Source organism: Streptomyces sp. WAC 01529, assembly GCF_003945545.1.
Taxonomy (GTDB): domain Bacteria; phylum Actinomycetota; class Actinomycetes; order Streptomycetales; family Streptomycetaceae; genus Streptomyces; species Streptomyces anatolicus.
On record NZ_CP029617.1, the window covers coordinates 2,629,385 to 2,655,150 of the forward strand.

A 25,766-nucleotide genomic window follows, 5' to 3' on the forward strand; every position below is an offset into this window, starting at 1 on the left:
GGGGGCGGGGGCTTCTGTGCGGCTTGCCCTGGGCCTTGGGTGGCGTCTGGGGCGGGGGCTTCTGTGGGGCTGGGTCTGGGCCTCGCGTGACGTCGGGGGTGGGGCCTTCTGTGCGGCTGGGCCTGGGCCTCGCCTGACGTCGGGGGTGGGGCCTTCTGTGCGGCTGGGCCTGAGCGTCGCGTGACGTCGGGGGTGGGGCCCTCTGTGCGGGTTGCCCTGGGCCTCGCGTGGCGTCTGCCGCCCGCGTTGTTGGCGTGCCGCCGGCCTTCACCACCGCAGCCGCCGCTACCGCGGCGGCCTCTCCCACCCACCCACCCGTTCACCCCGCGCAGACCAGCCACGGACGCCCCTGAGCGCTGGCCCGCACGACCAACCGGGCCGCCTGTTTACCCCACGCAGACACCCGGGACCACCCCGCACCACCACGTCCCCGCCAGCCTCCACCCCCGCCACCAGCCGCTTCGCGGCGTTTCCCACCCACCCGTTTACCCGGCGCAGACCACCCACAGACGCCACCGGGTGCCATCCCACCCCACAACACCACCGTCAGCCTCCGCCACCGCACCAGCCGCTTCGCGGCCTCTCCCACCCACCCACCCGTTTGCCCCGCGCAGACCGCAGGCCCCCACCCTCCCCGTTCACCCCGCAAGCCGCCGACGGCGAGACCCACCCACCAGAAGCCTCGACCTACCAGCGGGCCGAGCGGGTGGGCGGGTGGGAGAGCGAGCGCGGGGCCACCCCCAGGGACAGAAGCGCGGCAGCGCCCGGTGGGAAAGCGAGCACGGGACCACCCCCGGGAGCAGAAGCGCGCGGCAGCATCCGGCGGGAAAGCGAGCGCAGGGCCACCCCCAGGGGCAGAAGCGCGGCAGCACCCGGCGGGAAAGCGAGCCCGGGGCCACCCCCAGGGGCAGAAGCGGGGCAGCGCTGGGTTGTTGGCCCGGCTTGAGGCGCCCCCGCCATGCAGCCTCAGTCGACCAGCTCCCGCACAACCCCGTCCGCCAACAAGCGCCCCCGCAACGTAAGCACCGCCCGCCCGGCCTCGTAGGGACCAGGCTCCAGGAGGCCCCTCTCCAGCGCCCGGCGCGAGGCCGAGAGCCCCGCCTCCCTGAGGAGGGACAGCGGGCAGCCCTCCCTCAGCCTCAGCTCAAGGAGGATCCGCTCGACCCGGCGGTCCTCGCCGGAAAGCACCTCCCGGCCCGCCCCGGGCGAGCCCCCCGAGGCGAGGGCCGACGCGTACGCCCCCGGATGCTTCACGTTCCACCACCGCACGCCCCCGACATGGCTGTGCGCCCCCGGCCCGGCCCCCCACCAGTCGGCGCCCCGCCAGTACAGCTCGTTGTGCAGGCACCGCCCCGCCTCGGAGGTGGCCCAGTTGGAGACCTCGTACCAGTCGAAGCCCGCCGCCCCCAGCACCTCGTCCGCGATCAGATACCGGTCCGCGTGGACGTCGTCGTCCGTCATGGGGACCTCGCCGCGCCGGATCCGCCGCGCCAGCTGCGTACCCTCCTCCACGATCAGGGCATAGGCGCTGACGTGGTCCGGTCCGGCCCCGATCGCCGCGTCCAGCGAGGCCCGCCAGTCGTCGTCGCTCTCGCCGGGCGTGCCGTAGATCAGGTCGAGGTTCACATGGTCGAAGCCCGCCGCCCGCGCCTCGGCGACGCACGCCTCGGGCCGCCCCGGCGTATGCGTACGGTCCAGGACGCGCAGCACGTGCTGGCGCGCGCTCTGCATGCCGAAGGAGACCCGGTTGAAGCCTCCCTCGCGCAGCTCGCTCAGATACGCCGTGTCGACCGACTCCGGGTTCGCCTCGGTCGTGATCTCCGCGTCGTCCGCGAGCCCGAACTCGTCCCGGACGGCCGCCAGCATGCGCACCAGGTCGGCGGCGGCGAGCAGCGTCGGCGTACCGCCTCCGACGAACACGGTCCGCACCGGCCGCGGGTCGTCGCCCATGACCTTGCGGGCGAGGCGCACCTCGTCGGCGAGGGTGTCCGCGTAGTTGTCGCGCGAGGCGAGCACACCGCCGGAGCCGCGCAGCTCGGTCGCGGTGTAGGTGTTGAAGTCGCAGTAGCCGCAGCGCGTGGCGCAGTACGGGACGTGCAGGTAGAAGCCGAGGGGGCGGGAGGCCGCGCCCTCCAGGGCGGACGCGGGCAGCGCGCCGTCCTCGGGCATGGGCTCACCATCGGGCAGTGCGGAAGGCATACGTGAATTGTCCCGCACCGCCGGCGGAAGCCGGACCGTCGGCAGAATCCGGACCGCCGAAGAGACCGCACCGCCGGCGGAGGCCGGACCGCCGAAGAGACCGCACCGCCGACAGAGACCGCACCGCCACAGAAATCCGGGCCACCGCCCCGCCCCGGGAACCCCAAGAGCCCCGCAAGTCCGAACAACCCCGGCAACCCCAAGAGCCCCGGACGCCCCAGCGGCCGCCACCCCGCAGCCCCGGAAGCCTCAGCACCCCCGCACCCCCGCCCCCCTACTCCGCCCGCAACACCAGCAACGCCATGTCGTCATCCGGCGGCCGCTCCGAGAACTCGTGCACCAGCCGCCGGATCCGCTCCGCCACCACCCCCGCGCCGAGCCCCGCACACTCGGCGAGGGCCCGCGCGAGGCCGTCGCCGTCGTCGAACTGCAGTCGGCCCGAGCGCCGCTCGGTCACCCCGTCGGTGACGCACAGGAGCGTGTCGCCGGTGCGCAGGTCGAAGCTCTCGCTCGTATACGTCTCGTCGTCGACGACCCCGAGCAGCATCTGCGGCGTCGCCGCGGCCCGCACCTCCCCCTCGGGCGAGAGAAGCAGCGGCAGCGGATGCCCGGCGCACGCGATCGTGCAGCGCACGCCCCCTTCGTACGGAACCAGCTCGCCGTAGAGGAGGGAGAGGAAGCGCGCGGTGGCCCCGTCGGTGGGCACGCCCTGGCCGCCCGCGACGGCGACGACCGCGGCCGCCGCGTCCGCCGCCTCGGTCGCGTCGTCGAGGAGCAGTTGGTTGAGGCGGTCCAGGACCTCCGCGACCTGGTAGCCCTCGCGGGCGAGCAGCCGCAGCCAGGGGCGGGCCAGGCCGATGACGACGGCGGCCTCGGGCCCCTTGCCCTGCACGTCACCGAGCGCGAAGCACCAGCGCCCGGCGCCCGCCTGGAACACGTCGTAGAAGTCGCCGCCGGGCCCGCCCTTGTCCCGCGGCTCGTAGACGAGGCCGCTCTGCACGCCGGGGATCTGGGCGACCTTGCTGGGCAGCAGCCCGCGCTGGAGGACCTGGCTGATGTTGGCCTGGCGCTGGTAGCGGCGGGCCGTGCTGACGGCGAGGGCGACGCGGCGGCTGAAGTCCTCGATGAGGCCGGTGACCTCGTCGGGGAAGCGGAGCAGCCCGGTCCGGCCGATCACCAGCGTGCCGAGGGCGCGGCCGCCCGCGGTCAGGCGGTACGCGAGGGCCGTGCCGGACGACTCGCTCGCCGGCCCCTCGCCCGGCCAGGGGACGGGACAGGCGCCCGAGCCCGCCGCTTCGGGCAGCCAGGGCGGGTCCTTCTCCAGGACGCGGCGCAGCTCCTCCACGCGGTGCTCGCAGGTGTGCCAGACGCGGGCGAGCCGCGCGCCCGGTGCGCCGGGGGCCGCGCGGGCCTGGCCCTCCGAGGCGTCGTCGAGCCAGACCGCGCACCAGTCGGCGAGCCGCGGCACGAGCAGCTGTCCGGCGAGCGCGGCCACCAGGTCCTCGTCGAACTGCCCGGCCAGCAGGTCGGAGGCCTCCGCGAGGAAGCTGAGCGCGCCGCGGTTGACCCACTCGGTGTCGTGGGTGACCCGCTTGGGCAGGGGCGCGAGAAGGTCGGCGGTGCGCGGCCCGCGCTGGGGCGCCTGCTCGCTCACGGACGGCTCGCTGTCGTGGCCGCTCCGGGCGCCCTCGACGGGCAGCCGGGCCCAGACGGTCTTGGTGCCCGTGCGGTAGGTGATGCCCCAGGACTCGGAGAGGGTCGCCACGAGTTGCAGGCCGCGGCCGTACTCGGGGGTGCCGCTGGGCGGCGGGTGCTGCTCGCCGCGCACGGCGCGGGAGGGGTGGTGGTCGGAGACCTCGATGACGAGGGTGTCGGTCTCCTCGCCCGGCCCGGCCTCGTCGAGTCTGCACAGCAGTTCGACGGCGGTGCCCGCGTGCACGACCGCGTTGGTGACCAACTCGCTGACCAGCAGCACCGCGTCGTCGGCGACACGGTCGGTGAGGCCGGCCGCCGCGGGCACGTCCAGCTCGCACCAGTCGGCGAGGGCGGCGCGCACGAATTGGCGGGCGTCCGCGGGCGACAGGGAGGTGCCGGGCAGGGATGTGCGCACCACCGCCGGTGGGCGGGGCCGGTCCGGGTCCTTGGCACAGGCACGGAACTCGGTCTCCCGTTGCATCGGACTGGACCCCACTGTGCGGCTCCTGAGCAGTTCGGGCGAATACGCCTCAGGCGACACCGACAGGGTGACAGACTGGCGGCGCCCATAAGCACCGAGTCACCGAAGTGGGCCGCTATGAGTGAGAACAGTGGTAAGCCCGCGCTCGGATCCCCCCGGATCCCGGCCCAGGCCCCTCCCCCGTCCCCCTCCGGAGCCTCGGAGCCCCCTTCCGGAGCGGCAGCTTCGGAGCCCCTTCCCGGAGCGGCAGCTTCGGAGCCCCTTCCCGGAGCGGCAGCTTCGGAGCCCCTTCCCGGAGCGGCCGAGTCCGCCCCGGCCAACGATCTCGGTCTCCGTACGCTGCTGGCCGCCATGCGCGCCGCGCGCGACGGGGAGTTCACGAAGATCGCGCCGGTCGGCGACGGTGTCACCGCCGAGCTGTTCACGCTCTACAACGAACTGCTCGACCGCTCGATGCACTTCGACGGCGAACTGGTCCGGGTGCGCAGGGAGATCATCCGGCACGGCCGCCTGGACGAGCGGTTCACCCCGAGCCCGGGGCAGGGCAGGTGGGCCGCCCGTATCCAGGAGGTCAACTCCCTGCTCGACTCGCTGGTGGCCCCGGCCGCCAACGCCACCCGGGTGCTGAACGCGGTGGCGGGCGGCGACCTCACCCAGCGCGTCGACCTGCACGACGGCAGCCGTGAGCTTCGGGGCGACCTGCGCCGCCTGGGCCGCGCCGTCAATACGATGGTCGACCAGCTGTCCCTCTTCACCGGCGAGGTCACCCGCGTCGCCCGTGAGGTGGGCACGGAGGGGCGGCTCGGCGGGCGCGCCAAGGTGCGGGGCCTCTCCGGCAGTTGGCGTGATGTGACGGAGGCCGTCAACACGATGGCCTCACGGCTCACCGCGCAGGTGCGCGACATCGCCCTGGTGACGACGGCGGTGGCGCAGGGCGACCTGACGCGCACGGTGAAGGTCGAGGCCACCGGCGAGCTGCTCGAACTGAAGCTGACCGTCAACACCATGGTGGAGCAGCTCTCCGCGTTCGCCGCCGAGGTGACGCGCGTGGCACGCGAGGTCGGCACGGAGGGCCAGCTGGGCGGACAGGCCCAGGTGCGAGGCGTCTCCGGCGTATGGAAGGACCTCACCGACAACGTCAACTTCATGGCCTCGAACCTCACCTCCCAGGTCCGCAACATCGCCCAGGTCACCACCGCCGTCGCCAACGGCGACCTGAGCCAGAAGATCACCGTGGACGCCCGGGGCGAGATCCTGGAGCTGAAGTCGACGGTCAACACGATGGTGGACCAGCTCTCCGCCTTCGCCGACGAGGTCACCCGCGTCGCCCGCGAGGTCGGCACGGAGGGCAACCTCGGCGGGCGGGCCCAGGTGCGGGGCGTCTCCGGTGTATGGAAGGACCTGACCGACAACGTCAACTTCATGGCGGACAACCTCACTTCGCAGGTCCGCAACATCGCACTCGTCTCGACGGCCGTCGCCCAGGGCGATCTCGGCAAGAAGATCACGGTGGAGGCGAAGGGCGAGATCCTGGAGCTGAAGTCGACGATCAACACCATGGTCGACCAGCTCTCCGCCTTCGCCGACGAGGTCACCCGCGTCGCCCGCGAGGTCGGCACGGAGGGCAACCTCGGCGGGCAGGCCCAGGTGCGGGGCGTCTCCGGCGTATGGAAGGACCTCACCGACAACGTCAACTTCATGGCCTCGAACCTCACCTCCCAGGTCCGCAACATCGCCCAGGTCACCACCGCCGTCGCCAACGGCGACCTCTCCAAGATGATCACGGTCACCGCGCGCGGCGAGATCCTGGAGCTGAAGGACACCGTCAACACGATGGTCGAGCAGCTGCGCGCCTTCGCCGACGAGGTGACGCGCGTGGCCCGCGAGGTCGGCACGGACGGGCGGCTCGGGGGCCGCGCGCAGGTCCTCGGGGTGTCGGGGGTGTGGAAGGACCTCACCGACAACGTCAACTACATGGCGGACAACCTCACCGGCCAGGTCCGCAACATCGCGCAGGTGGCGACCGCCGTCGCCCAGGGCGACCTCTCCAAGAAGATCGACGTGGACGCGCGCGGCGAGATCCTGGAGCTGAAGACCACCATCAACACCATGGTGGACACGCTCTCCTCGTTCTCCTCCGAGGTCACGCGCGTGGCCCGCGAGGTCGGCTCCGAGGGCCAACTGGGCGGCCAGGCACGGGTCGAGGGCGTGTACGGCACGTGGAAGCGCCTGACGACGAACGTGAACGAGCTGGCGCTGAACCTCACCACCCAGGTCCGCGCGATCGCCGAGGTCGCCTCCGCCGTGGCCCAGGGCGACATGACCCGCGCCATCACGGTGGAGACGCGCGGCGAGGTGTCCGAGCTGAAGGACAACATCAACCTCATGGTCTCCAACCTCCGCGAGACCACCCGCGCCAAGGACTGGCTGGAGTCCAACCTCGCCCGCCTCGCGGGCCTGATGCAGGGCCACCGCGATCTGATGGAGGTCGCCGACCTGATCCTGCGCGAGCTGACCCCGCTGGTGAACGCCCAGTACGGCGCCTTCTTCCTGGCCGACCCGGACACCGCGGAGGGCCCGGGGCCCACGCAGGTCACCGCGAAGGGCCTCGCCTTCATCGCGGGGTACGGCGCGGCGCAGGACTCGGTCGTCGACACCGGCGGGATGCCCGCGCAGGGCCTGGTGCGCCAGGCGGCCCTGGAGAAGAAGCGCATCCTCGTCGAGAACGTCCCGCCGGAGTACATCAAGATCCACTCAGGGCTCGGCGACGCGGCCCCCGCCACGGTCGTGATCATCCCGATCCTCTTCGAGGACAAGCTGCTCGGCGTGATCGAACTGGCCACGTTCTCCCGCTTCTCCGACGTCCACCTGGCCTTCTTCGACCAGTTCGTGAACACCATCGGCGTGGCGATCAACACCATCATCGCCAACTCCCGTACGGAATCGCTCCTCGGCGAGTCCCAGCGCCTGGCCACCCAGCTCCAGGAGCGCTCGGACGAACTCCAGCGCCAGCAGGCGGAGTTGCGCCGCTCGAACGCGGAGCTGGAGGAGAAGGCCGCGCTGCTCGCCACCAGCTCCCAGTACAAGTCGGAGTTCCTCGCGAACATGTCGCACGAGCTGCGCACACCGCTCAACTCCCTGCTGATCCTGGCCAGGCTGCTCTCCGACAACCCCGACGGCAACCTCTCCGACCAGGAGGTGCAGTTCGCGACGACGATCCACCGCTCGGGCTCGGACCTGCTCCAGCTCATCAACGACATCCTGGACCTGTCGAAGATCGAGGCCGGCCGGATGGACGTACGCCCCAAGAAACTTCCGCTGATCAAGGTCCTGGACTACGTCCACGCCACGTTCCGCCCGCTCACCCTCGACCGGGGCCTGGCCTTCGACGTGTCGGTCGGCGAGGACGTGCCGCGCGAGATGTTCTCGGACGAGCAGCGCCTCCAGCAGATCCTGCGCAACCTCCTGTCGAACGCGGTCAAATTCACCTCGGCGGGCAGCGTCGAGCTGCGGGTCAGCCGCGTCACGGACGGCGCGGCCGACCGGCTCGGCCACGACAGCGAGGACCTGCTCTGCTTCGCCGTCCGCGACACCGGCATCGGCATCCCCACCGAGCAACTGCCGGTGATCTTCGAGGCGTTCCAGCAGGCCGACGGCACCACCAACCGCAAGTACGGCGGCACCGGCCTCGGCCTCTCCATCAGCCGCGAGATCGCCGGCCTGCTCGGCGGCCGCATCACCGCCGAGAGCAACCCCGGCCAGGGCTCCACCTTCTCGCTGTACGTGCCCGTGGTGCACCCGGGCCACAGCGCGGCCGCCGTCGCGTTCGCCGCGGCCCACCCCCGGCAGCTGCCGGAGCCGCGGGAGCCGGCCGTGCTGCGTCCGCACACCAGTCTCGAACCCGACGACAGCTGGCCCACCCCCACCAAGCTGGAGGAGTGGAAGCGGGGCCGCGCGGGCCGCCTGCTCCCGGGGCGCCGGGTGCTGATCGTCGACGACGACATCCGCAACGTCTTCGCGCTCACCCACGTACTCGGCCGGGTGGGCATGCCCGTCCTCTACGCGGAGAACGGCCGCGAGGGCATCGAGACCCTGGAGCGCAATCCGGACGTCGACATCGTCCTGATGGACATCATGATGCCGGAGATGGACGGTTATGAGACCATGGCCGCCATCCGCGACAGCCCCCGCTGGCGGGGCCTGCCCATCGTCGCCCTCACCGCGAAGGCCATGCCCGGGGACCGCGAGAAGGCCATCTCCCAGGGCGCCACCGACTACGTGCCCAAGCCCGTGGACGTGGATCAGCTCCTCGGTGTCGTCTGCGCCCTGCTGGACCCCGAGGGCGCCGGCGCCGACGAACCGGCGAGCGACTGAGGAACTCCCGACATGAGCGAACTCCCGACATGAGCGCAGAGCCCCTGACATGAGCGCAGAGCCCCTGACCGATCACCGAGCGAGCATCCTCCTTGTCGACGACATGGAGGACAACCTGCTGGCCCTCGAAGCCGTCCTCGCCTCCCTGAACGAGCCGCTGGTGCGGGCCCGTTCAGGGGAGGAGGCGATGAAGGCGCTCCTGCGCCAGCGCTTCGCCCTCATCCTCCTGGACGTGCGGATGCCGGGCATGGACGGCTTCGAGACCGCCGCGAACATCAAACGCCTCGACCAGACCAAGGACGTGCCCATCATCTTCCTGACGGGCACCGACCACGACGCCGGCTACGCCTTCCGCGGCTACGCGACGGGCGCCGCGGACTTCCTCACCAAGCCGTTCGACCCCTGGGTGCTGCGCGCCAAGGTCATGGTCTTCCTGGAACTGCACCGCAAGAACCGGCAGCTGGAGCGGGTACTGGCCCGCGAGCAGCTCCACTTCGACGAGCTGGCCGCGCGCCTGTCCGCGATCGAGACCCAGATGGCGGCGAGCAGCCTCGACGACGTGGTGGAGCTGCGCCACCACGTCACGCACATGGAGGAACTGGTGCGGGAGATGCGCCGCTGCCGCTAGGGCGCGTCCTCAGGATGCGCCGCTGCCGCTGTGGCGCGGCCTCAGGCCTCGCGCGAACCCGCGTACGTCCTCAGGCCTCGCGCGAACCCGCGTACGTCCTCAGGCCTCGCGCGAACCCGCGTACATCTCGTCGATCAGGTGCTTGTACTCCCGTTCGACGACCGGGCGCTTCAGCTTCAGGCTCGGCGTCAGCTCGCCGTGCTCGACGTCCAGGTCGCGCGGCAGGAGGCGGAACTTCTTGATGGTCTGCCAGCGCTGGAGGCCTTCGTTGAGCTGCTTCACATAGCCCTCGATCAGCTCCACCGTGGCGGGCGCGGCGACGACCTCGGCGTACGACTTGCCGCCCAGGTCGTGCTCCTGTGCCCAGGCCAGGATCGCGGGCTCGTCCAGCGAGATCAGCGCGGTGCAGAAGTTCTTGTCGGCGCCGTGCACCAGGATGTTGGAGACGTACGGGCACACGGCCTTGAACTGGCCCTCTACCTCGGCGGGCGCGATGTACTTGCCGCCGGACGTCTTGATGAGGTCCTTCTTGCGGTCGGTGATCCGCAGATAGCCGTCGACGGACAGCTCGCCGATGTCCCCGGTGTGGAACCACCCGTCGGACTCCAGGACCTCGGCCGTCTTCTCCGGCAGGCCGTGGTAGCCCTCCATGATGCCGGGGCCGCGCAGCAGGATCTCGCCGTCGTCGGCGATGCGGACCTCGGTGCCGGGCAGCGGCTTGCCGACGGTGCCGGTGCGGTAGGCCTCGCCGGGGTTGACGAAGGAGGCGGCGGAGGACTCGGTGAGGCCGTAGCCCTCCAGGATGTGGATGCCGGCGCCCGCGAAGAAGTACCCGATGTCGGGGGCGAGGGCGGCCGATCCGGAGACGGCGGCGCGCAGCCGCCCGCCGAAGGCCTCGCGCAGCTTGGAGTAGACGAGCGAGTCGGCGACCTTGTGCTTGGCGCGCAGCCCGAAGGGCACCGAGGCGTTGCCGGTCCTGCGGAAGTTGTCCTGGCTGACCTTCGCGTACTCGCGGGCGACCTCGGCGGCCCACAGGAAGATCTTGTACTTGGCCCCGCCGCCGGCCCGGGCCTTGGCGGCGACGCCGTTGTAGACCTTCTCGAAGATGCGGGGCACGGAGGCCATGTACGTCGGCTGCACCACCGGCAGATTCTCGATGATCTTGTCCACGCGGCCGTCGACGGCGGTGACGTGCCCCAGCTCGATCTGCCCGGAGGTCAGCACCTTGCCGAAGACGTGTGCGAGCGGCAGCCACAGGTACTGCACGTCGTCGGGGCCGAGCAGGCCGGTCGCCGCGATGGCCTTCGCCATGTACGACCAGTTGTCCTGTGGCAGGCGCACGCCCTTGGGGCGGCCCGTGGTGCCGGAGGTGTAGATGATCGTGGCGAGCTGGTCCTTGGTGATCGCCGCGATCCGGTCCTTGACGGCCTCGGGGCTCTTCTCCAGGTGGGCGGTGCCCAGGGCCTCCAGGTCGGCGAGGGTGAGCACCCAGCCTTCGGGGTCGCCCTCGGCGGCGCTCACGCCCTCGGCGTCGATCACCACGACGTGCCGCAGCTCGGGCAGCTCGGTCCGCTTCGCGCGCGCCTTGGCGAGCTGGGCCGCGTCCTCGGCGATCAGCACCCGGCTGTCGGAGTCGGCGAGGATGTACGCGGACTCCTCGGCGTTGGTCGACGGGTAGACGGTCGTGGTGGCCGCGCCCGCGCACATGATGCCGAGGTCGGCCAGGATCCACTCGACCCGTGTGGAGGAGGCGAGGGCGACCCGGTCCTCCGGGCTGAGACCCAGCTCGATGAGGCCGGCGGCGATGGCGTAGACGCGGTCGGCCGCCTGCGACCAGCTGAGCGCCTTCCAGTCGTCGGGGCCCGCGCCGGACGGGGCCGGGACCGGGTAGCGGTAGGCCTCGGCGTCCGGCGTGGCCGCCACGCGCTCCAGGAAGAGATGCGCCACCGAGGGCGGACGGTTCTCGATCAAGGTCTGTGTGTCGCTCACGACATCCTCCGGGCCCACGACGGTGCGGCGATCTGGCTGGCGGCGGCTCTGCTTCTTATCTCTGCTGCTGCCCTGTCGGCCACTTGTTTAACTTGCGAGTAACCTGCGAGTGGAGATCAGAGTAGAGCGCCGACGCCCGACGCGTAAGGGGCAGCTGCCTCTCACTTCCTCCGGACCCCGAAATCCCCCGGACGCTCATACGAACGGGCCCGGCGCGTCGTACACACCGGGCCCGCGTGGCAGCGGCGGAACCGCGGCCGGGGAGGCTACTCCTTCACGGAGAGTTACTTCTTCGCCTTGCCCGGACCGCTGTCGTCACTGGAGAGCACCGCGATGAAGGCTTCCTGCGGCACCTCGACGGAGCCGACCATCTTCATCCGCTTCTTGCCCTCCTTCTGCTTCTCCAGGAGCTTGCGCTTACGGGAGATGTCACCGCCGTAACACTTGGCGAGGACGTCCTTGCGGATGGCGCGGATGGTCTCGCGGGCGATGACCCGGGAGCCGATGGCCGCCTGCACGGGCACCTCGAAGGCCTGCCGCGGGATCAGCTCGCGCAGCTTGGCGACGAGCCGCACGCCGTACGCGTACGCCTGGTCCTTGTGCGTGACGGCGGAGAAGGCGTCGACCTTGTCGCCGTGGAGCAGGATGTCGACCTTGACGAGCTGGGCCGACTGCTCGCCGGTGGGCTCGTAGTCCAGCGAGGCGTATCCGCGCGTCTTGGACTTCAGCTGGTCGAAGAAGTCGAAGACGATCTCGGCGAGCGGCAGGGTGTAGCGGATCTCGACGCGGTCCTCGGAGAGGTAGTCCATGCCGAGCATGACGCCGCGCCGGTTCTGGCACAGCTCCATGATCGAGCCGATGAACTCGCTCGGCGCGAGGATCGTGGCGCGCACGACGGGCTCGTAGACCTCGTCGATCTTGCCCTCGGGGAATTCACTCGGGTTGGTGACCGTGTGCTCGGTGCCGTCCTCCATGATCACGCGGTAGACCACGTTGGGGGCGGTGGCGATCAGGTCGAGCCCGAATTCCCGTTCGAGACGCTCGCGGATGACGTCGAGGTGCAGCAGCCCGAGGAAACCGACGCGGAAGCCGAAGCCGAGCGCGGCCGAGGTCTCCGGCTCGTACACCAGCGCGGCGTCGTTGAGCTGGAGCTTGTCGAGGGCCTCGCGCAGGTCCGGGTACTCCGAGCCGTCCAGCGGATACAGACCCGAGAACACCATCGGCTTGGGGTCCTTGTAGCCGCCGAGGGCCTGGGTGGCGCCCTTGTGCAGGGAGGTGATCGTGTCACCGACCTTGGACTGACGGACGTCCTTCACGCCGGTGATGATGTAGCCCACCTCGCCGACGCCGATGCCGTCGGCCGGGGTCATCTCGGGGGAGGACACACCGATCTCGAGCAGCTCGTGCGTGGCGCCGGTGGACATCATCCGGATCCGCTCGCGCTTGTTGAGCTGGCCGTCGACCACTCGTACGTACGTCACGACGCCGCGGTAGGAGTCGTAGACCGAGTCGAAGATCATCGCGCGCGCGGGCGCGTCGGCGACGCCGACCGGCGGCGGGATCTCGGCGACGACCTTGTCGAGCAGCGCCTCGACGCCCATGCCGGTCTTCGCGGAGACCTTCAGGACGTCGGCGGGGTCACAGCCGATGAGGTTGGCCAGCTCCTCGGAGAACTTCTCCGGCTGGGCGGCCGGCAGGTCGATCTTGTTGAGGACCGGGATGATCTTGAGGTCGTTCTCCATCGCCAGATAGAGGTTGGCGAGAGTCTGCGCCTCGATGCCCTGGGCCGCGTCGACCAGGAGGATCGTGCCCTCACAGGCCGCGAGCGAACGCGAGACTTCGTACGTGAAGTCCACGTGGCCCGGGGTGTCGATCATGTTGAGGATGTGCGTACTGCCCTGGTCCGGGCCCTCGTTCGGGGCCCAGGGCAGACGCACCGCCTGGGACTTGATCGTGATGCCGCGCTCGCGCTCGATGTCCATCCGGTCGAGGTACTGAGCGCGCATCTGGCGCTGCTCGACCACCCCGGTGAGCTGGAGCATGCGGTCGGCGAGCGTGGACTTGCCGTGGTCGATGTGCGCGATGATGCAGAAATTGCGGATCAGAGCCGGGGCGGTACGGCTCGGCTCGGGCACATTGTTAGGGGTCGCGGGCACGCAGGGTCCTGTCTCTTGAGGCGCCTGTAGCCTCGGGTCGGATCTATACGTAGCTTCCATCGTCCCATGGGTGGCGCACTGCGCTCGGTTTGGGCCGGTCCGACAGCGGCTGGTACCGTGGGCAGCTGTGTCTCGTAGCCCTCTCAAGCGTCGAGGCGCGTGTCATAACACTCATCTGCAGTACCTCTGCAGTACCTGAACCTGAAAAGGCTCTTTCGTGGCGAACATCAAGTCCCAGATCAAGCGGATCAAGACCAACGAGAAGGCGCGTCAGCGCAACAAGGCGGTCAAGTCTTCGCTGAAGACCGCGATCCGCAAGGCCCGCGAGGCCGTTGCCGCCGGTGACACCCAGAAGGCCGCCGAGCTCACGCGTGAGGCCACGCGCCAGCTCGACAAGGCCGTCTCCAAGGGCGTCATCCACAAGAACCAGGCCGCCAACAAGAAGTCGGCGCTTGCGACGAAGGCCGCGTCCCTCAAGGGCTGAAGCCTCTGCCCCGGCTAGTGCGTCTCGTACGCCCAGTACGCCGGGGAGCTGATCAATCCTCCCGCGAGGGTAATTCGAGCCCTCTACCTCGAATCGCGGACAGACCCCGCAGTACGCCACGCTGCGCCAACGCCCCCGGCCCACTCCGGGGGCGTTGCTGTGTCCCGGGTGCCGGGGTGGTGGGGGCGCAGGGGGCGCCCCGTCGGGGCTGGTGGCGGGCGCGAAAGCGCCCCGTCAGGGGCGCGGGGAACGGCGCGAGCAACCACGTCCGACCCGCAGGAGACCGGGGCAGCTGGGCCCCGCCAAGGGCGCGGGGCGGCTCGGAAGGGCCCCGTAAGGGGCGCGGGGAACGGCGCGACCAGCCACAACCAACCCGCAGGGAACCGGGGCAGCTGGGCCCCGCAAGGGGCGCGGAACGGCGCGGGAGGCCCGTAAGGGGCGCGGGGAACGGCCCGACAGCCACGCCCGCCCCGCAGGGAACCGGTGCCGAGACCGAGACACAGGCGCCCCGCCAGAGCCCGCACAAAAAGAATCCGCCCACCCCAGCGGAGCGCTACCGTCGGGCCCGCGCAGCCCGCGCAACCGCCACGACCGCCTTCTCCAACGCGTACTCGGGATCGTCGCCGCCCCCCTTGACCCCCGCGTCGGCCGCCGCGACAGCGGCAATCGCCGCCGCCACCCCATCCGGGGTCCACCCCCGCATCTGCTGCCGCACCCGATCGATCTTCCAGGGCGGCATACCCAGCTCCCGAGCGAGGTCGGCCGGACGCCCGCCCCGCGCGGAGGAGAGCTTGCCGATGGCCCGCACACCCTGCGCGAGAGCGCTGGTGATCATGACAGGGGCGACCCCGGTCGAAAGCGACCAGCGCAACGCCTCGAGCGCCTCCGCGGCCCGCCCCTCCACCGCCCGGTCGGCGACCGTGAAGCTGGAGGCCTCCGCCCGCCCCGTGTAGTACCGCCCGACGACCGCCTCGTCGATCGTGCCCTCGACGTCCGCCGCCAGCTGCGACACCGCGGAGGCCAGCTCACGCAGATCGCTGCCGATCGAGTCGACCAGGGCCTGACACGCCTCGGAGGTCGCCGAACGCCCCAGGACCCGGAACTCACCGCGCACGAACGACAGCCGGTCCGCGGGCTTCGTCATCTTGGGGCAGGCGACCTCACGCGCACCCGCCTTGCGCGCGGCGTCGAGCAGGCCCTTGCCCTTGGCGCCGCCCGCGTGCAGCAGGACGAGGGTGATCTCCTCGGCGGGCGACCCGAGATACCCCTTCACGTCCTTGATCGTGTCGGCCGACAGATCCTGCGCGTTCCGCACGACGACGACCTTGCGCTCGGCGAAGAGCGAGGGGCTGGTCAGCTCGGCGAGCGTGCCGGGCTGCAACTGCTCGGGGGCGAGGTCACGCACGTCCGTGTCCGCGTCGGCGGCGCGGGCGGCCGCCACCACCTCCTGCACGGCACGGTCGAGGAGCAGATCCTCCTGCCCCACGGCGAGCGTGAGGGGAGCGAGCGGGTCGTCGTGAGCTGTCTTCCTGGCCATCGCGGTCAAGCATCCCACGCGCCACTGACAGAACCCATATCGGAGAATGGGCACGTGACCGACGTACGACATGTCCTGGTGCTGCCCGACCGCGATGCCGCGGAGGAGGTCGCCGAAGAACTCCCCGACCGTTTCGGCGTCGCCGAGGAACCCCAGCTCGTCCGTGACGCGCTGGCCGGTGAGGACGACGCCGAGGACGCCCAGTGGCTGGTCGTGGTCGAGGACCCCGAGTCCCGCCTGGACCCCGCCGCGCTCGACGAACTGGCCGCCGCGTACGAGGGCTGGCTGGAGGTCCCCTGAGGCGCCCCCGGCGTCAGCCCGGCCCCGGACCCGGCGTCGGCCCCCGGGGCCAGGTCGGGGCGCCAGGGGCCGCCGCCCCGCGCCTCAGCTCTTGGGGACGACCTGGATGTCGAGGTCGATCGTGATGCTGTGCCCGACGGCCGCGATACCGCGCGCCAGCATCGTCTGCCAGCTGATCGTGAAGTCGTCGCGATGCAGCTCGGTGGTGGCGCGGCAGGCCACGCGGGTCTCGCCCTCCAGCCCCTGCCCCACCCCGAGGTACTCCGTGTCCAACGTGACCGTGCGCGTCACCCCGTGCAGCGTCAGCCCACCGGATATCGCCCAGCGACTGCCGCCCTTGTGCACGAAACGGTCGCTGTAGAACTCCATCGTCGGGAACCGCCCCACGTCGAGGAAGTCACCGGAGCGCAGGTGGTCGTCGCGCATCTGCACCCCCGTGTCGATGGAGGCCGCGTCGATGACGACATGCATCGCGGAATCCCGCATCCGCTCCCCCATCCGGATGGCTCCCGCGAAGCTGTTGAACCGGCCGTGGATCCTGGCCAGCCCGATGTGCCGCGCGGTGAAACCGACCGACGAGTGCAGGGGGTCGATCTCCCAGTCACCGGCCTCGGGAAGCGCCGGGGGCTGGGCGATCTGGAGCGTCACATCGCCGAGCGAGGCATGCGCCTCCTGACCGACCGTGGCGCTCGCCCGGTACGGGGTGAACCCTTCCGCCGAGACCATGAGCCGGTAGTCCCCCGCCGGAACGGTGGTGACGAACGACCCATAGGGATCCGTCCCCCCGCCGACCACCTTGCGGCCCGTCGCGTCACTGACGGCGAACTCCGCGTTCCGCACGGGTTCGTTGACGGGGTCCAGCACCCGGCAGCTGAGCACCCCCGCGTTCGGCGGAACCCTGAACGCCGACATGGGTCCCGTCCGTCCCACCCGATTCGTACGGTTTCCCAGCCAACGGCCGATCACGCGCGACACACCCCCGCGTTCCTTGACAACACTGCATACTGCGACGAAGACGCATTCGATCACCGTTGCGGCATTCGATGCAACACGGCCGCACATCGCGGGAATGCTGACGATGCGCTGGAAGTGTCGCGAGTAGCCCGAATTGATCGCCTGGCTGACCGTCGCGGGCCCTCAGCTCCCCCTAGGGCGGCCGCGTCGCCGCTTCCAGCTGAGGCGACGCCCTCGGGCCGGAGGCCAGGACCGCCACCGAGCCGTCCACGTCAGTACGCAGCACCCGCGCCCCTCCCGCCCGCAGCGCCGCGATCGTGACCGGCGCGGGGTGCCCGTACGAGTTGTCCGCGCCGCAGGAGATCAGCGCCAGCCTCGGCGCCGCCCGGCGCAGAAGCTCCGGATCCTGGTGGGCCGAGCCGTGATGAGCCACCTTGAGCACGTCCACGGAGGCGAGCGCCGCGGCGGCCGGGCTGCGCAGCAGAGCACGCTGGCCGGGCGGCTCGAGATCCCCGAGGAGCAGCAGGCTCAGCCCCGCGGTCCGCACGAGCAGCGTCACGCTCGCGTCGTTCGGCCCCTCGGGCGGCGGGGCCGGGCCTGCCGGGGGCCACAGCACCTGCCAGTCCAGCGCCCCCGCGCGCCGCCGCTCCCCCGCCACGGCCCGGGTCACCGGAACACGCTCGGCGGCCGCCTGATCCCGCACGAACTCCGCCTGCTCCGGCGGCTCCTGGAACCCCGTCGTCTGGATCACGCCCACCTCGCGCCCCCGCAACACCCCGGGCAGCCCCGCCACGTGATCGGCGTGAAAGTGCGTGAGCAGCACCAGGGGCACCCGGGTGATCCCCAGCGAGCGCAGGCATCGATCGGCCGCCACCGGGTCGGGCCCCGCGTCGACGACCACCCCCGCGCCCTCGCCCGCCGCGAGCACCGTGGCATCACCCTGGCCCACGTCGCACATCACCATGCGCCACCCCGGCGGCGGCCAGCCCGCGATCACCCTGGTGAGGGGCGGCGGCTGGACGACCGCCAGCAGGAGCAGCAGGGCGCAGGCCCCGGCGAGCCACGGGTGCCGGGCGAGTCTGCGGCCCACCAGGATCAGCACGACCGTGGCGAGCGCGAGCAGCAGCCCGCCGCGCCAACCGCCGGGCCAGTCGATGCCGCTGCCGGGCAGCGCCGCCCCCGTGCGGGCAATCTCCGCGATCCACTCGGTGGGCCAACTCGCGCCCCACGCCAGTGCCTCGGCGACCGGCATCGCCACGGGCGCCGAGGCCAGCGCGGCGAAGCCGAGCACGGTGGCGGGCGCGACGGCGAACTCCGCGAGGAGATTGCACGGCACCGCCACCAGACTCACCCGGGCGGCGAGAACGGCGACGACGGGCGCGCACACCGCCTGCGCCGCGGCCGCGGCGGCCAGCGCGTCGGCGCACCTGGGCGGCATCCCGCGCCGACGCAGCGCCGCACTCCAGCGTGGCGCGAGGGTGAGCAGCGCTCCGGTGGCGAGGACGGAGAGCAGGAAGCCATAGCTGCGGGACAGCCACGGGTCGTACAGGACGAGCAGCAGTACGGCGGCGGCCAGCGCCGGGATCAGCGATCTGCGCCGCCCGGTGGCGAGGGCGAGGAGTGCGATCAGCCCGCAGGCCGCGGCGCGCAGCACGCTCGGGTCCGGTCGGCAGACGATGACGAAGCCGAGGGTGAGCAGCCCGCCCAGCAGCGCGGTCGTACGCAGCGGGATGCCCAGCTTCGGGGCGAGCCCCCGCCGTTCGGCCCGCTGGGCGGTGCCGGGTGGCCCGATGAGCAGGACGAGGACGATCGTGAGATTCGCCCCGCTGACGGCGAGCAAGTGCGTCAGGTCGGTGTCCCTGAACGCCTGCTCCAGTTCGGCGGGGACTCGCGAGGTGTCCCCGACCACCAGCCCCGGCAGCAGCGCGCGTGCGTCGGCCGGCAGCCCTTCCGTGACCTCGCGCAGTCCGCCCCGCAACTCCCCGGCGAGCCGCTGGGCCCCGGTCGGCGCCCCGACCACACGCGGCGCCCGCTCCCCCGAGACCCGGAGCACCGCCGCGACCCGGTCCCCCTCCGGCAGCGGCGGCGCCAGCCTCCCCTGAACCCGCAGCCGCGTGGAGGGCAGCAGCCCGAGCCAGGTGTCACCGGGACGGCCGGCGTCGGCCGACCGCGCCCCCGGCTCCCCCGCGCTCCGGCCACCCGGCGGGTGCGGGGGCTTCGCGGAGTCCGAATGCTCTCCCCGCACCACGACAAGCACCGGGGTCCGCGTCACGGTCGCCGTGCCGTCCGCCTGCTTGACGCGGACGACATCGGCGTCCAGGACGACAGTGGGCGGCAGCGCGTGCGCACTCGCGACGCGGGGTCTGGTGCGCCTGGGATCGGACGTGACCCGCAACTCCGCTTCCACTTCCGCGAATTCACTTGCCAGCGCAGGGATGGGCCCCCGGTGCAGGTCCGGCCCGTGCAACGCCGCGGAGCCCGCGGAGGCGGCGGCACAGAGCAGGGTCGCGGCCACCGAGAAACGCCCCCAGGCATATCGCCGACCGGTGCCCCGTCCGCGCGACATCCGCCCTCGCCGCCCGCCCGGAGCCCCACCCGGAGCCCCACCCGGAACCCCGGCTGGGAGCGTGGGCCCCGCCCCGCCCCCAGTCGTCCACGCCACCAGCAGCACCCCCGCCGCCGCCACGCAGACCACCACCGTGGCGACCGCCCACCGCGGCGGGGCGTCCAGCATGAGCGCGGCCGCCACCCATGCCGCCAGCGCGGGCGGCACCAGGCGCAGGTCGACCGGCCCCTCCTGCCGGGGGTGCGAGGCACCGAGGCGGTGACCCGACGAGACGTGAACGGCCGCACGCGCCGCGCCGGTTCGCGATCCCGGCGTCATGGCCGTACGAGACCCTGGAGATCGGCGTAGCGCCGGTCACCGATGCCGTTGACCTCGCGGAGCTCTTCGACGGAGCGGAAACCGCCGTGCTCGGTGCGGTAGTCGATGATGTGCTGGGCCAACACGGGGCCGACTCCCGGCAGTTCGTCCAGCTGCTCCGCGGTCGCCGTGTTCAGCCCGACCGGGCCCGTGGCTCCCGCCGCCCCGGCACCCGCCGAACCCGCACCCGTCGCCGCACCGGATCCGCCCGGCGCGGGGGCCGCGGCCGGCTCTCCGACCACCACCTGCTCGCCGTCCGTCAGGAACCGCGCGCGGTTGAGGCCGCCCATGTCCGCGCCGGGCCGGGCCCCGCCCGCGGCCCGCAGCGCGTCGGCCACCCGGGAGCCCGCGGGCAGCCGATGGACACCGGGCCGACGGACCTTCCCGCTCACGTCCACGACGATCGCGCCACCACCCGAGCCCGCCGCCCCGGCCGCGCCACTCCCACCCGCCGCCGCGCGGCCCGCCTCCACGGAGGGCCCCGGCGACGGCGCGGGTCGCGCCCCGCGCTCGGCGGCCGCGCCCGCCGCACGCACGACGTCCGGCGCCTGGACGGGCTGCGTGCGCCCCGTCCAGAAGTGCTGCGCGGCGAAGACCGCGGCGACGGCGAGGACCACGACGAGCGCGACCACGCCCCGCCGGTCGACCCCGCACCGCGACTGGAGCCACACCGGCAGCCGCTCCCGCACGGCCAGACCCATCCGCTCCCGCCGCGAGGGTCCGTCCAGCGCCGCCCCCTTCGCGGCTCCGTCCGCCTCCGCCCAGGTCTCCGCCGCCGCATCCTCCTGCCGCGCCCACCCCGGTGCGGGTGGAGCCGGACGCTCCGCGCCCCCGCCCTCGCGCCCGGGAAGCAGCGGCGCATCAGCAGCCGCCACGTCCAAGCGCGGTGAGGCAGCCGACACCTCCGGCCGTGGTGAGGCAGGCGGGGGTTGTGGCTCGGCGAAGAGGCTCTCCGCCCGCAGCCGCACCGCCTCCGCCGAGACATGGCCGCGCCGGACCCGGCGGGCGTGACGGCGCCGCGCGCGGCCGTCGGAACCAGGGGCACGGCCGGGGCCGCTCGTCGCGGAAGCCACAGCAGAAGACGTCCCAGAAGACGCCCGGGAAGACGGCCGCGAAGACGCCCGCGAAACCGTCCGAGAAGGTGATCGAAGTGAGGTCATGCCGACGACGTTAGGCACCGCCACGACATTATGTTGATCTTGGTCAATTCCCGTGGATTACCCAGCAGTTGTGGATAACTCCGTCACCCACACGTGGCACATCATCCACGCCCAGAACTCACCGAGGCGAGACCACGGCCCCCAGCAGCCCCGGCCCCGTATGCGCGCCGATCACCGCGCCCACCTCGCTGACATGCAGCTCCCCGAGGCCCGGCAGCCGCTCGCGGAGGCGGTCCGCGAGGGCCGACGCCCGCTCCGGCGCCGCGAGATGGTGCACCGCGATGTCGACCCGGCCCGTCCCGGCGCGTTCGACGACGATCTCCTCCAGCCGGGCGATCGCCTTCGACGCCGTCCGCACCTTCTCCAGCATGTCGATACGGCCGCCGTCCAGCTTCAGGATGGGCTTGACGGCGAGCGCGGAGCCCAGCAGCGCCTGCGCGGCACCGATACGGCCGCCCCTGCGCAGATAGTCGAGGGTGTCGACGTAGAAGTACGCGGACGTGCCCGCGGCACGCTTCTCGGCGGCCGCCACCACCTCGTCGACCGAGTCACCCGCCTCCGCGGCCTCCGCCGCCGCGAGGGCGCAGAAGCCGAGGGCCATCGCGACCATGCCGGTGTCCACCACCCGCACCGGAACCGGCGCGTCCTTCGCGGCGAGGACCGCGGCGTCGTACGTACCGGAGAACTCGGCGGACAGATGCAGCGAGACGATGGCCGTGGCGCCCGCCTGGGCGACCTTCCGGTACGCCTCGGCGAAGACCTCGGGGCCGGGCCGGGACGTGGTCACCGACTTCCGCTTCTGCAGCGCCAGGGCGACGGAGCGCGCCGAGATCTCGGTGCCTTCCTCCAGCGCCTGGTCGCCCAGGACCACGGTCAGGGGGACCGCGGTGATGCCGTGCCGCTCCATCGCCCGCTGCGGCAGATAGGCCGTTGAATCCGTGACGATCGCGACATGGCGGGACATGGGCTGGACACTACCCGGCTGGGCCGCCGGGCGGCAGCCCGGCCCCTGCTCGCCCCCTCCCGGGGAGGCGCCCCGCCTCACGGGCGGCTCAGGTCGTGCTCTCCGGCTTGGCCTTCTTCTCCCACGGATACGTGGGCGCCTGCGAGGGTGGCGTGATCGCGGGCCGTGCGGACTCCCGGGAGGCCTGCGGCGAGGGCTCGGACCAGGTCTGCTCCGCTTCCTTGCCGGGCTGCGCGGCGGGCTCGGGCCAGGCGGCGGGTGTCTGTGCGGGCGCCGGCTCCGTCGTCCAGTGCCGCAGGGCGCCCGCCTCCATGCCGATCTGCGTGCTCAGCGAGTCCAGGTCGTCGCCCGCGAACCGGCGGGCACGGTCGCGCGCCGACCACCGCAGGGAGTCGGCCGCCTTGGTGATCTGCTCCGTACGCTCCTTCAGCTCGGGGAGCCGCTGGGCGAGGGCCGCCTTGTCCGGGTCGCGCTCCAGGCGCCGCAGCTCGTCGTCCAGCTCGTGCCCATGGGCGCTGAGCCGGTCGAACAGGCCGAGGGACTCCTTCAGAGAGGCGTCCTCGACGGCGCCCGCCTTCAGCACCTCTTGCGTGGCCCGCATCGACGAGCGCAACGACAGCCGCAGCTGGGCCAGTTCGCCCGCGGCGCCGATCTGGGTGAAGCTCTTCGCGCGGAGGGTGGTGTCCTCCACCGTGCGGCGAGCCTCCGAGATGGTGCGGTCCACGCCCCGCTTGGCCGCCTTCACGACCTTCACCGTGGCATACACCCCCAGCACCAGGAAGAGCACGACGAGCAGCGCCACGATCACGCCCACGGCTTCCATGACGCCCCTCTCGAGTCCGGTCCGGTCCACCCCAGCGATGGTCCCTCCACCGTAAACGGAGAAGGCAGGCCGGAGGTTCCATCGGAACCCCCAACCTGCCCTTAAGGGAAGACCCCTATGCCACCCGGCTGACCGGAAATGCGCCGTCCGTTACACCGGAACGATCTTCACCTACGCCGGAACGATGTTCACCAGCTTCGGCGCCCGCACGATCACCTTGCGGATGCCCGCGCCGTCCAGCGCGGCCACGACCTTCTCGTCGGCCAGCGCCACCTTCTCCAGCTCCGCGTCGGAGATCGACGGCGGGACCTCCAGGCGCGCCTTGACCTTGCCCTTGATCTGCACGACACAGGTCACGGACTCGTCCACGACGTACGCCGGGTCGGCCACCGGGAAGTCCTGGTGGACGACCGAGTCGGTGTGGCCCAGCTTGCGCCACAGCTCCTCGGCGACGTGCGGGGCCAGCGGCGCGATCAGCAGCACCAGGCGCTCCGCGACGGACCTCGGCACCACGCCGCCCACCTTCGTCAGGTGGTTGTTCAGCTCGGTGATCTTGGCGATGGCGGTGTTGAACCGCATGCCGTCCAGGTCCTGGCGGACGCCGTCGATCGCCTTGTGCAGGGCGCGCAGGGTGGCCTCGTCGATGTCGGCCTCGGCGACGTCCTCGACGGTGACCTCACCGGTCGACTCGTCGACGATCAGGCGCCACAGCCGCTGCAGCAGCCGGTACTGGCCGACGACCGCGCGGGTGTCCCAGGGGCGCGACACGTCCAGGGGGCCCATCGCCATCTCGTACAGGCGCAGGGTGTCCGCGCCGTACTCGTCGCAGATCTCGTCCGGCGTGACGGCGTTCTTCAGGGACTTGCCCATCTTGCCCAGCTCGCGCTTGACCGGCTCGCCCTCGAAGAAGAACTTCCCGTCCCGCTCCTCGACCTCGGTCGCCGGCACCGGGAAGCCGCGGCTGTCACGGTAGACGTAGGCCTGGATCATGCCCTGGTTGTACAGCTTGTGGAACGGCTCGGCGGACGAGACGTGGCCCAGGTCGAACAGGACCTTCGACCAGAAGCGCGCGTACAGCAGGTGCAGCACCGCGTGCTCGGCGCCGCCCACGTACAGGTCGACGCCGCCGGTGGGCTGCCCCTCGCGCGGGCCCATCCAGTACTGCTCGACGGCGGGGTCGACCAGCTGCTGGTCGTTGCGCGGGTCCAGGTAGCGCAGCTCGTACCAGCACGAACCGGCCCAGTTGGGCATCGTGTTGGTCTCGCGGCGGTACTTCTTCGGGCCGTCGCCCAGGTCCAGGGTGACGTTGACCCAGTCCTCGTTGCGGGACAGCGGGGTCTCCGGAGAGGTGTCCGCGTCGTCCGGGTCGAAGGTGCGCGGAGAGTAGTCGTCGACCTCCGGCAGCTCCAGGGGCAGCATCGACTCGGGCAGCGAGTGGGCGACGCCGTCCTCGTCGTAGACGATCGGGAAGGGCTCGCCCCAGTAGCGCTGGCGGCTGAACAGCCAGTCGCGCAGGCGGAAGTTGACGGTGCCCTCACCGATGCCGCGCGTGGCCAGCCAGCCGGTGATGCGCGCCTTGGCGTCGACGACGCCCAGGCCGTCCAGGGAGACCTCGGCGTTCGAGGAGTTGATCAGCTTCGCCTCGTACGAGGAGAAGGCGTCGTCCCACGTCGACGTGTCCGTACCGCGGCCGTCCGACGGCTCGACCACACAGCGCATCGGCAGGTGGAAGGCGCGCGCGAAGGCGAAGTCACGGCTGTCGTGCGCCGGGACGGCCATGATCGCGCCGGTGCCGTAGCCCATCAGTACGTAGTCGGCGATGAAGACGGGGACCTGCTCGCCGCTGACCGGGTTGGTGGCGTAGACGCCGGTGAAGACGCCGGTCTTCTCCTTGGCGTCGGCCTGGCGCTCGACGTCGGACTTCGAGGCGGCGAACGCGCGGTACTTGGCGACGGCCTCTGCGGGCGTGGCGTGGCCGCCGGTCCACACCTCGTGGGTTCCCTCGGGCCAGGCCGCGGGGACGACCTTGTCGACCAGTTCGTGCTCGGGCGCCAGGACCATGTAGGTCGCGCCGAACAGGGTGTCCTGGCGGGTGGTGAAGACGGTGATCGCGTCGCCTTCGGTGCCCACGGGGAAGTTCACGCGGGCGCCTTCTGAGCGGCCGATCCAGTTGCGCTGCTGCAGCTTGATGGCCTCGGGCCAGTCCAGTGCGTCCAGGTCGTCCAGCAGGCGGTCGGCGTAGGCGGTGATACGCATGTTCCACTGGCGCAGCTTGGCCTTGAAGACGGGGAAGTTGCCGCGCTCGGAGCGGCCGTCGGCGGTGACCTCCTCGTTGGCCAGGACGGTGCCCAGGCCGGGGCACCAGTTGACGGGCGCGTCGGAGGCGTAGGCCAGGCGGTACTGGCTCAGCACCTCCGCGCGCTCGGCGGCGTTCAGCTCGCTCCACACGCGCGTGGAGCCCGGTACCGCACGCTCACCGCTGTCGAACTGTGCGACCAGGTCGGCGATCGGGCGGGCCTTCTTGGCGTCGGCGTCGTACCAGGAGTTGAAGATCTGGACGAAGATCCACTGGGTCCACTTGTAGTAGTCCGGGTCGATCGTCGCGAAGGAACGCCGCTTGTCGTGGCCCAGACCCAGGGCGCGCAGCTGGGCCTTCATGTTCTCGATGTTGGCCTCGGTGGAGACCCGCGGGTGGGTGCCGGTCTGGACGGCGTACTGCTCGGCGGGCAGGCCGAAGGCGTCGAAGCCCAGGGTGTGCAGGACGTTGTGGCCGGTCATGCGCTGGAAGCGCGCGAAGACGTCCGTGGCGATGTACCCCAGGGGGTGGCCGACGTGCAGGCCCGCTCCGGAGGGGTAGGGGAACATGTCCATGATGAACTTCTTGGGCTTGGCGACCAGCGCGGCCTGTGCCTCGTCGCGCGCGGCCATGTCACCGCTCGGGTTCGGCGCCTCGTAGGTGCCCTCGGCGTCCCAGAAGTCCTGCCAGCGTGCCTCGATCTCAGCGGCCAGAGCGGCCGTATAGCGGTGCGGCGCGGCCACCTCGGAGGCGGCAGCAGAATTCGTCTCGCTCATGATCCTCAAAGCTCCATCGATCGTCTC

15 protein-coding genes are annotated in these 25,766 nt (G+C 71.7%); 4 read left to right on the plus strand and 11 right to left on the minus strand.

Going from position 1 to position 25,766, the window contains the following annotated elements; all coding sequences use genetic code 11:
* Positions 1 to 966: 966 nt before the first annotated feature.
* Positions 967 to 2,199: a radical SAM family heme chaperone HemW gene (gene hemW, locus DMA15_RS11775; RefSeq protein ID WP_125512722.1), complete on the minus strand. Its 1,233-nt coding sequence runs from the start codon at positions 2,197 to 2,199 to the stop codon at positions 967 to 969.
* Positions 2,200 to 2,473: 274 nt separating this feature from the next.
* The gene (locus tag DMA15_RS11780) at positions 2,474 to 4,375 is read right to left on the minus strand and encodes a SpoIIE family protein phosphatase (RefSeq protein WP_125512723.1); all 1,902 of its coding nucleotides are present in this window, start codon (positions 4,373 to 4,375) and stop codon (positions 2,474 to 2,476) included.
* 351 nt (positions 4,376 to 4,726) lie between these two features.
* Between DMA15_RS11780 and DMA15_RS11785 the strand changes: the two genes are divergently transcribed.
* Together DMA15_RS11785 and DMA15_RS11790 are read left to right on the plus strand one after the other, a co-directional pair.
* Positions 4,727 to 8,749 carry a HAMP domain-containing protein gene (locus DMA15_RS11785; RefSeq protein ID WP_125512724.1) on the plus strand — a complete coding sequence of 1,341 codons (4,023 nt, stop codon included), beginning with the start codon at positions 4,727 to 4,729 and terminating at the stop codon, positions 8,747 to 8,749.
* A gap of 49 nt (positions 8,750 to 8,798) precedes the next feature.
* Positions 8,799 to 9,377: a response regulator gene (locus DMA15_RS11790; RefSeq protein WP_125512725.1), complete on the plus strand. Its 579-nt coding sequence runs from the start codon at positions 8,799 to 8,801 to the stop codon at positions 9,375 to 9,377.
* 99 nt (positions 9,378 to 9,476) lie between these two features.
* Here the strand turns inward: DMA15_RS11790 and DMA15_RS11795 are convergent, their stop codons facing one another.
* Together DMA15_RS11795 and lepA are read right to left on the minus strand one after the other, a co-directional pair.
* Positions 9,477 to 11,366: a long-chain fatty acid--CoA ligase gene (locus DMA15_RS11795; protein WP_125512726.1), complete on the minus strand. Its 1,890-nt coding sequence runs from the start codon at positions 11,364 to 11,366 to the stop codon at positions 9,477 to 9,479.
* A 284-nt stretch (positions 11,367 to 11,650) separates the two neighbouring features.
* Positions 11,651 to 13,522: a translation elongation factor 4 gene (lepA, locus tag DMA15_RS11800; protein WP_125512727.1), complete on the minus strand. Its 1,872-nt coding sequence runs from the start codon at positions 13,520 to 13,522 to the stop codon at positions 11,651 to 11,653.
* 217 nt (positions 13,523 to 13,739) lie between these two features.
* Here lepA and rpsT point away from each other — a divergent pair, with 217 nt between their 5' ends.
* Positions 13,740 to 14,006 (plus strand): 30S ribosomal protein S20, encoded by a 267-nt coding sequence (rpsT, locus tag DMA15_RS11805; RefSeq protein ID WP_055564969.1) that lies wholly within the window; start codon positions 13,740 to 13,742, stop codon positions 14,004 to 14,006.
* 553 nt (positions 14,007 to 14,559) lie between these two features.
* On the opposite strand, the gene holA is transcribed toward rpsT, so the two are convergent.
* On the minus strand, positions 14,560 to 15,543 hold the full coding sequence (gene holA / locus DMA15_RS11810; RefSeq protein ID WP_125512728.1) for a DNA polymerase III subunit delta: 984 nt from the start codon (positions 15,541 to 15,543) through the stop codon (positions 14,560 to 14,562).
* A gap of 54 nt (positions 15,544 to 15,597) precedes the next feature.
* Here holA and DMA15_RS11815 point away from each other — a divergent pair, with 54 nt between their 5' ends.
* The gene (locus DMA15_RS11815; RefSeq protein ID WP_125512729.1) at positions 15,598 to 15,843 is read left to right on the plus strand and encodes a hypothetical protein; all 246 of its coding nucleotides are present in this window, start codon (positions 15,598 to 15,600) and stop codon (positions 15,841 to 15,843) included.
* Between the two features lie 84 nt (positions 15,844 to 15,927).
* On the opposite strand, the gene DMA15_RS11820 is transcribed toward DMA15_RS11815, so the two are convergent.
* The 6 genes from DMA15_RS11820 to leuS all read right to left on the minus strand — a co-directional run bounded on the left by DMA15_RS11820 (position 15,928) and on the right by leuS (position 25,739).
* Positions 15,928 to 16,809 carry a YceI family protein gene (locus DMA15_RS11820; protein ID WP_125517644.1) on the minus strand — a complete coding sequence of 294 codons (882 nt, stop codon included), beginning with the start codon at positions 16,807 to 16,809 and terminating at the stop codon, positions 15,928 to 15,930.
* Positions 16,810 to 16,990: 181 nt separating this feature from the next.
* Entirely contained in the window at positions 16,991 to 19,681 is a 2,691-nt protein-coding gene (locus DMA15_RS11825) for a ComEC/Rec2 family competence protein (protein WP_125512730.1), read from the minus strand.
* The gene (locus DMA15_RS11830; RefSeq protein ID WP_125512731.1) at positions 19,678 to 20,880 is read right to left on the minus strand and encodes a ComEA family DNA-binding protein; all 1,203 of its coding nucleotides are present in this window, start codon (positions 20,878 to 20,880) and stop codon (positions 19,678 to 19,680) included. Before DMA15_RS11830 ends, DMA15_RS11825 begins: the two co-directional genes overlap by 4 nt.
* Before the next feature lie 118 nt (positions 20,881 to 20,998).
* Complete coding sequence (locus DMA15_RS11835; RefSeq protein ID WP_125512732.1) at positions 20,999 to 21,844, minus strand: DegV family protein; 846 nt, start codon at positions 21,842 to 21,844, stop codon at positions 20,999 to 21,001.
* A gap of 88 nt (positions 21,845 to 21,932) precedes the next feature.
* A complete protein-coding gene (locus DMA15_RS11840; protein ID WP_125517647.1) occupies positions 21,933 to 22,667 on the minus strand; it encodes a hypothetical protein in 735 nt (244 codons plus the stop codon).
* Positions 22,668 to 22,838: 171 nt separating this feature from the next.
* Positions 22,839 to 25,739 carry a leucine--tRNA ligase gene (gene leuS, locus DMA15_RS11845; protein WP_125512733.1) on the minus strand — a complete coding sequence of 967 codons (2,901 nt, stop codon included), beginning with the start codon at positions 25,737 to 25,739 and terminating at the stop codon, positions 22,839 to 22,841.
* Between the last annotated feature and the right edge of the window lie 27 nt (positions 25,740 to 25,766).

What these genes read in the sequence shown, in the direction of transcription:
- hemW (WP_125512722.1), bottom strand. Translation starts at nt 2,199, where the DNA reads ATGCCTTCCGCACTGCCCGATGGTGAGCCCATGCCCGAGGACGGCGCG.
- DMA15_RS11780 (WP_125512723.1), bottom strand. Translation starts at nt 4,375, where the DNA reads ATGCAACGGGAGACCGAGTTCCGTGCCTGTGCCAAGGACCCGGACCGG.
- DMA15_RS11785 (WP_125512724.1), top strand. Translation starts at nt 4,727, where the DNA reads ATGCGCGCCGCGCGCGACGGGGAGTTCACGAAGATCGCGCCGGTCGGC.
- DMA15_RS11790 (WP_125512725.1), top strand. Translation starts at nt 8,799, where the DNA reads ATGAGCGCAGAGCCCCTGACCGATCACCGAGCGAGCATCCTCCTTGTC.
- holA (WP_125512728.1), bottom strand. Translation starts at nt 15,543, where the DNA reads ATGGCCAGGAAGACAGCTCACGACGACCCGCTCGCTCCCCTCACGCTC.
- DMA15_RS11825 (WP_125512730.1), bottom strand. Translation starts at nt 19,681, where the DNA reads ATGACGCCGGGATCGCGAACCGGCGCGGCGCGTGCGGCCGTTCACGTC.
- DMA15_RS11830 (WP_125512731.1), bottom strand. Translation starts at nt 20,880, where the DNA reads ATGACCTCACTTCGATCACCTTCTCGGACGGTTTCGCGGGCGTCTTCG.
- DMA15_RS11835 (WP_125512732.1), bottom strand. Translation starts at nt 21,844, where the DNA reads ATGTCCCGCCATGTCGCGATCGTCACGGATTCAACGGCCTATCTGCCG.
- DMA15_RS11840 (WP_125517647.1), bottom strand. Translation starts at nt 22,667, where the DNA reads ATGGAAGCCGTGGGCGTGATCGTGGCGCTGCTCGTCGTGCTCTTCCTG.
- leuS (WP_125512733.1), bottom strand. Translation starts at nt 25,739, where the DNA reads ATGAGCGAGACGAATTCTGCTGCCGCCTCCGAGGTGGCCGCGCCGCAC.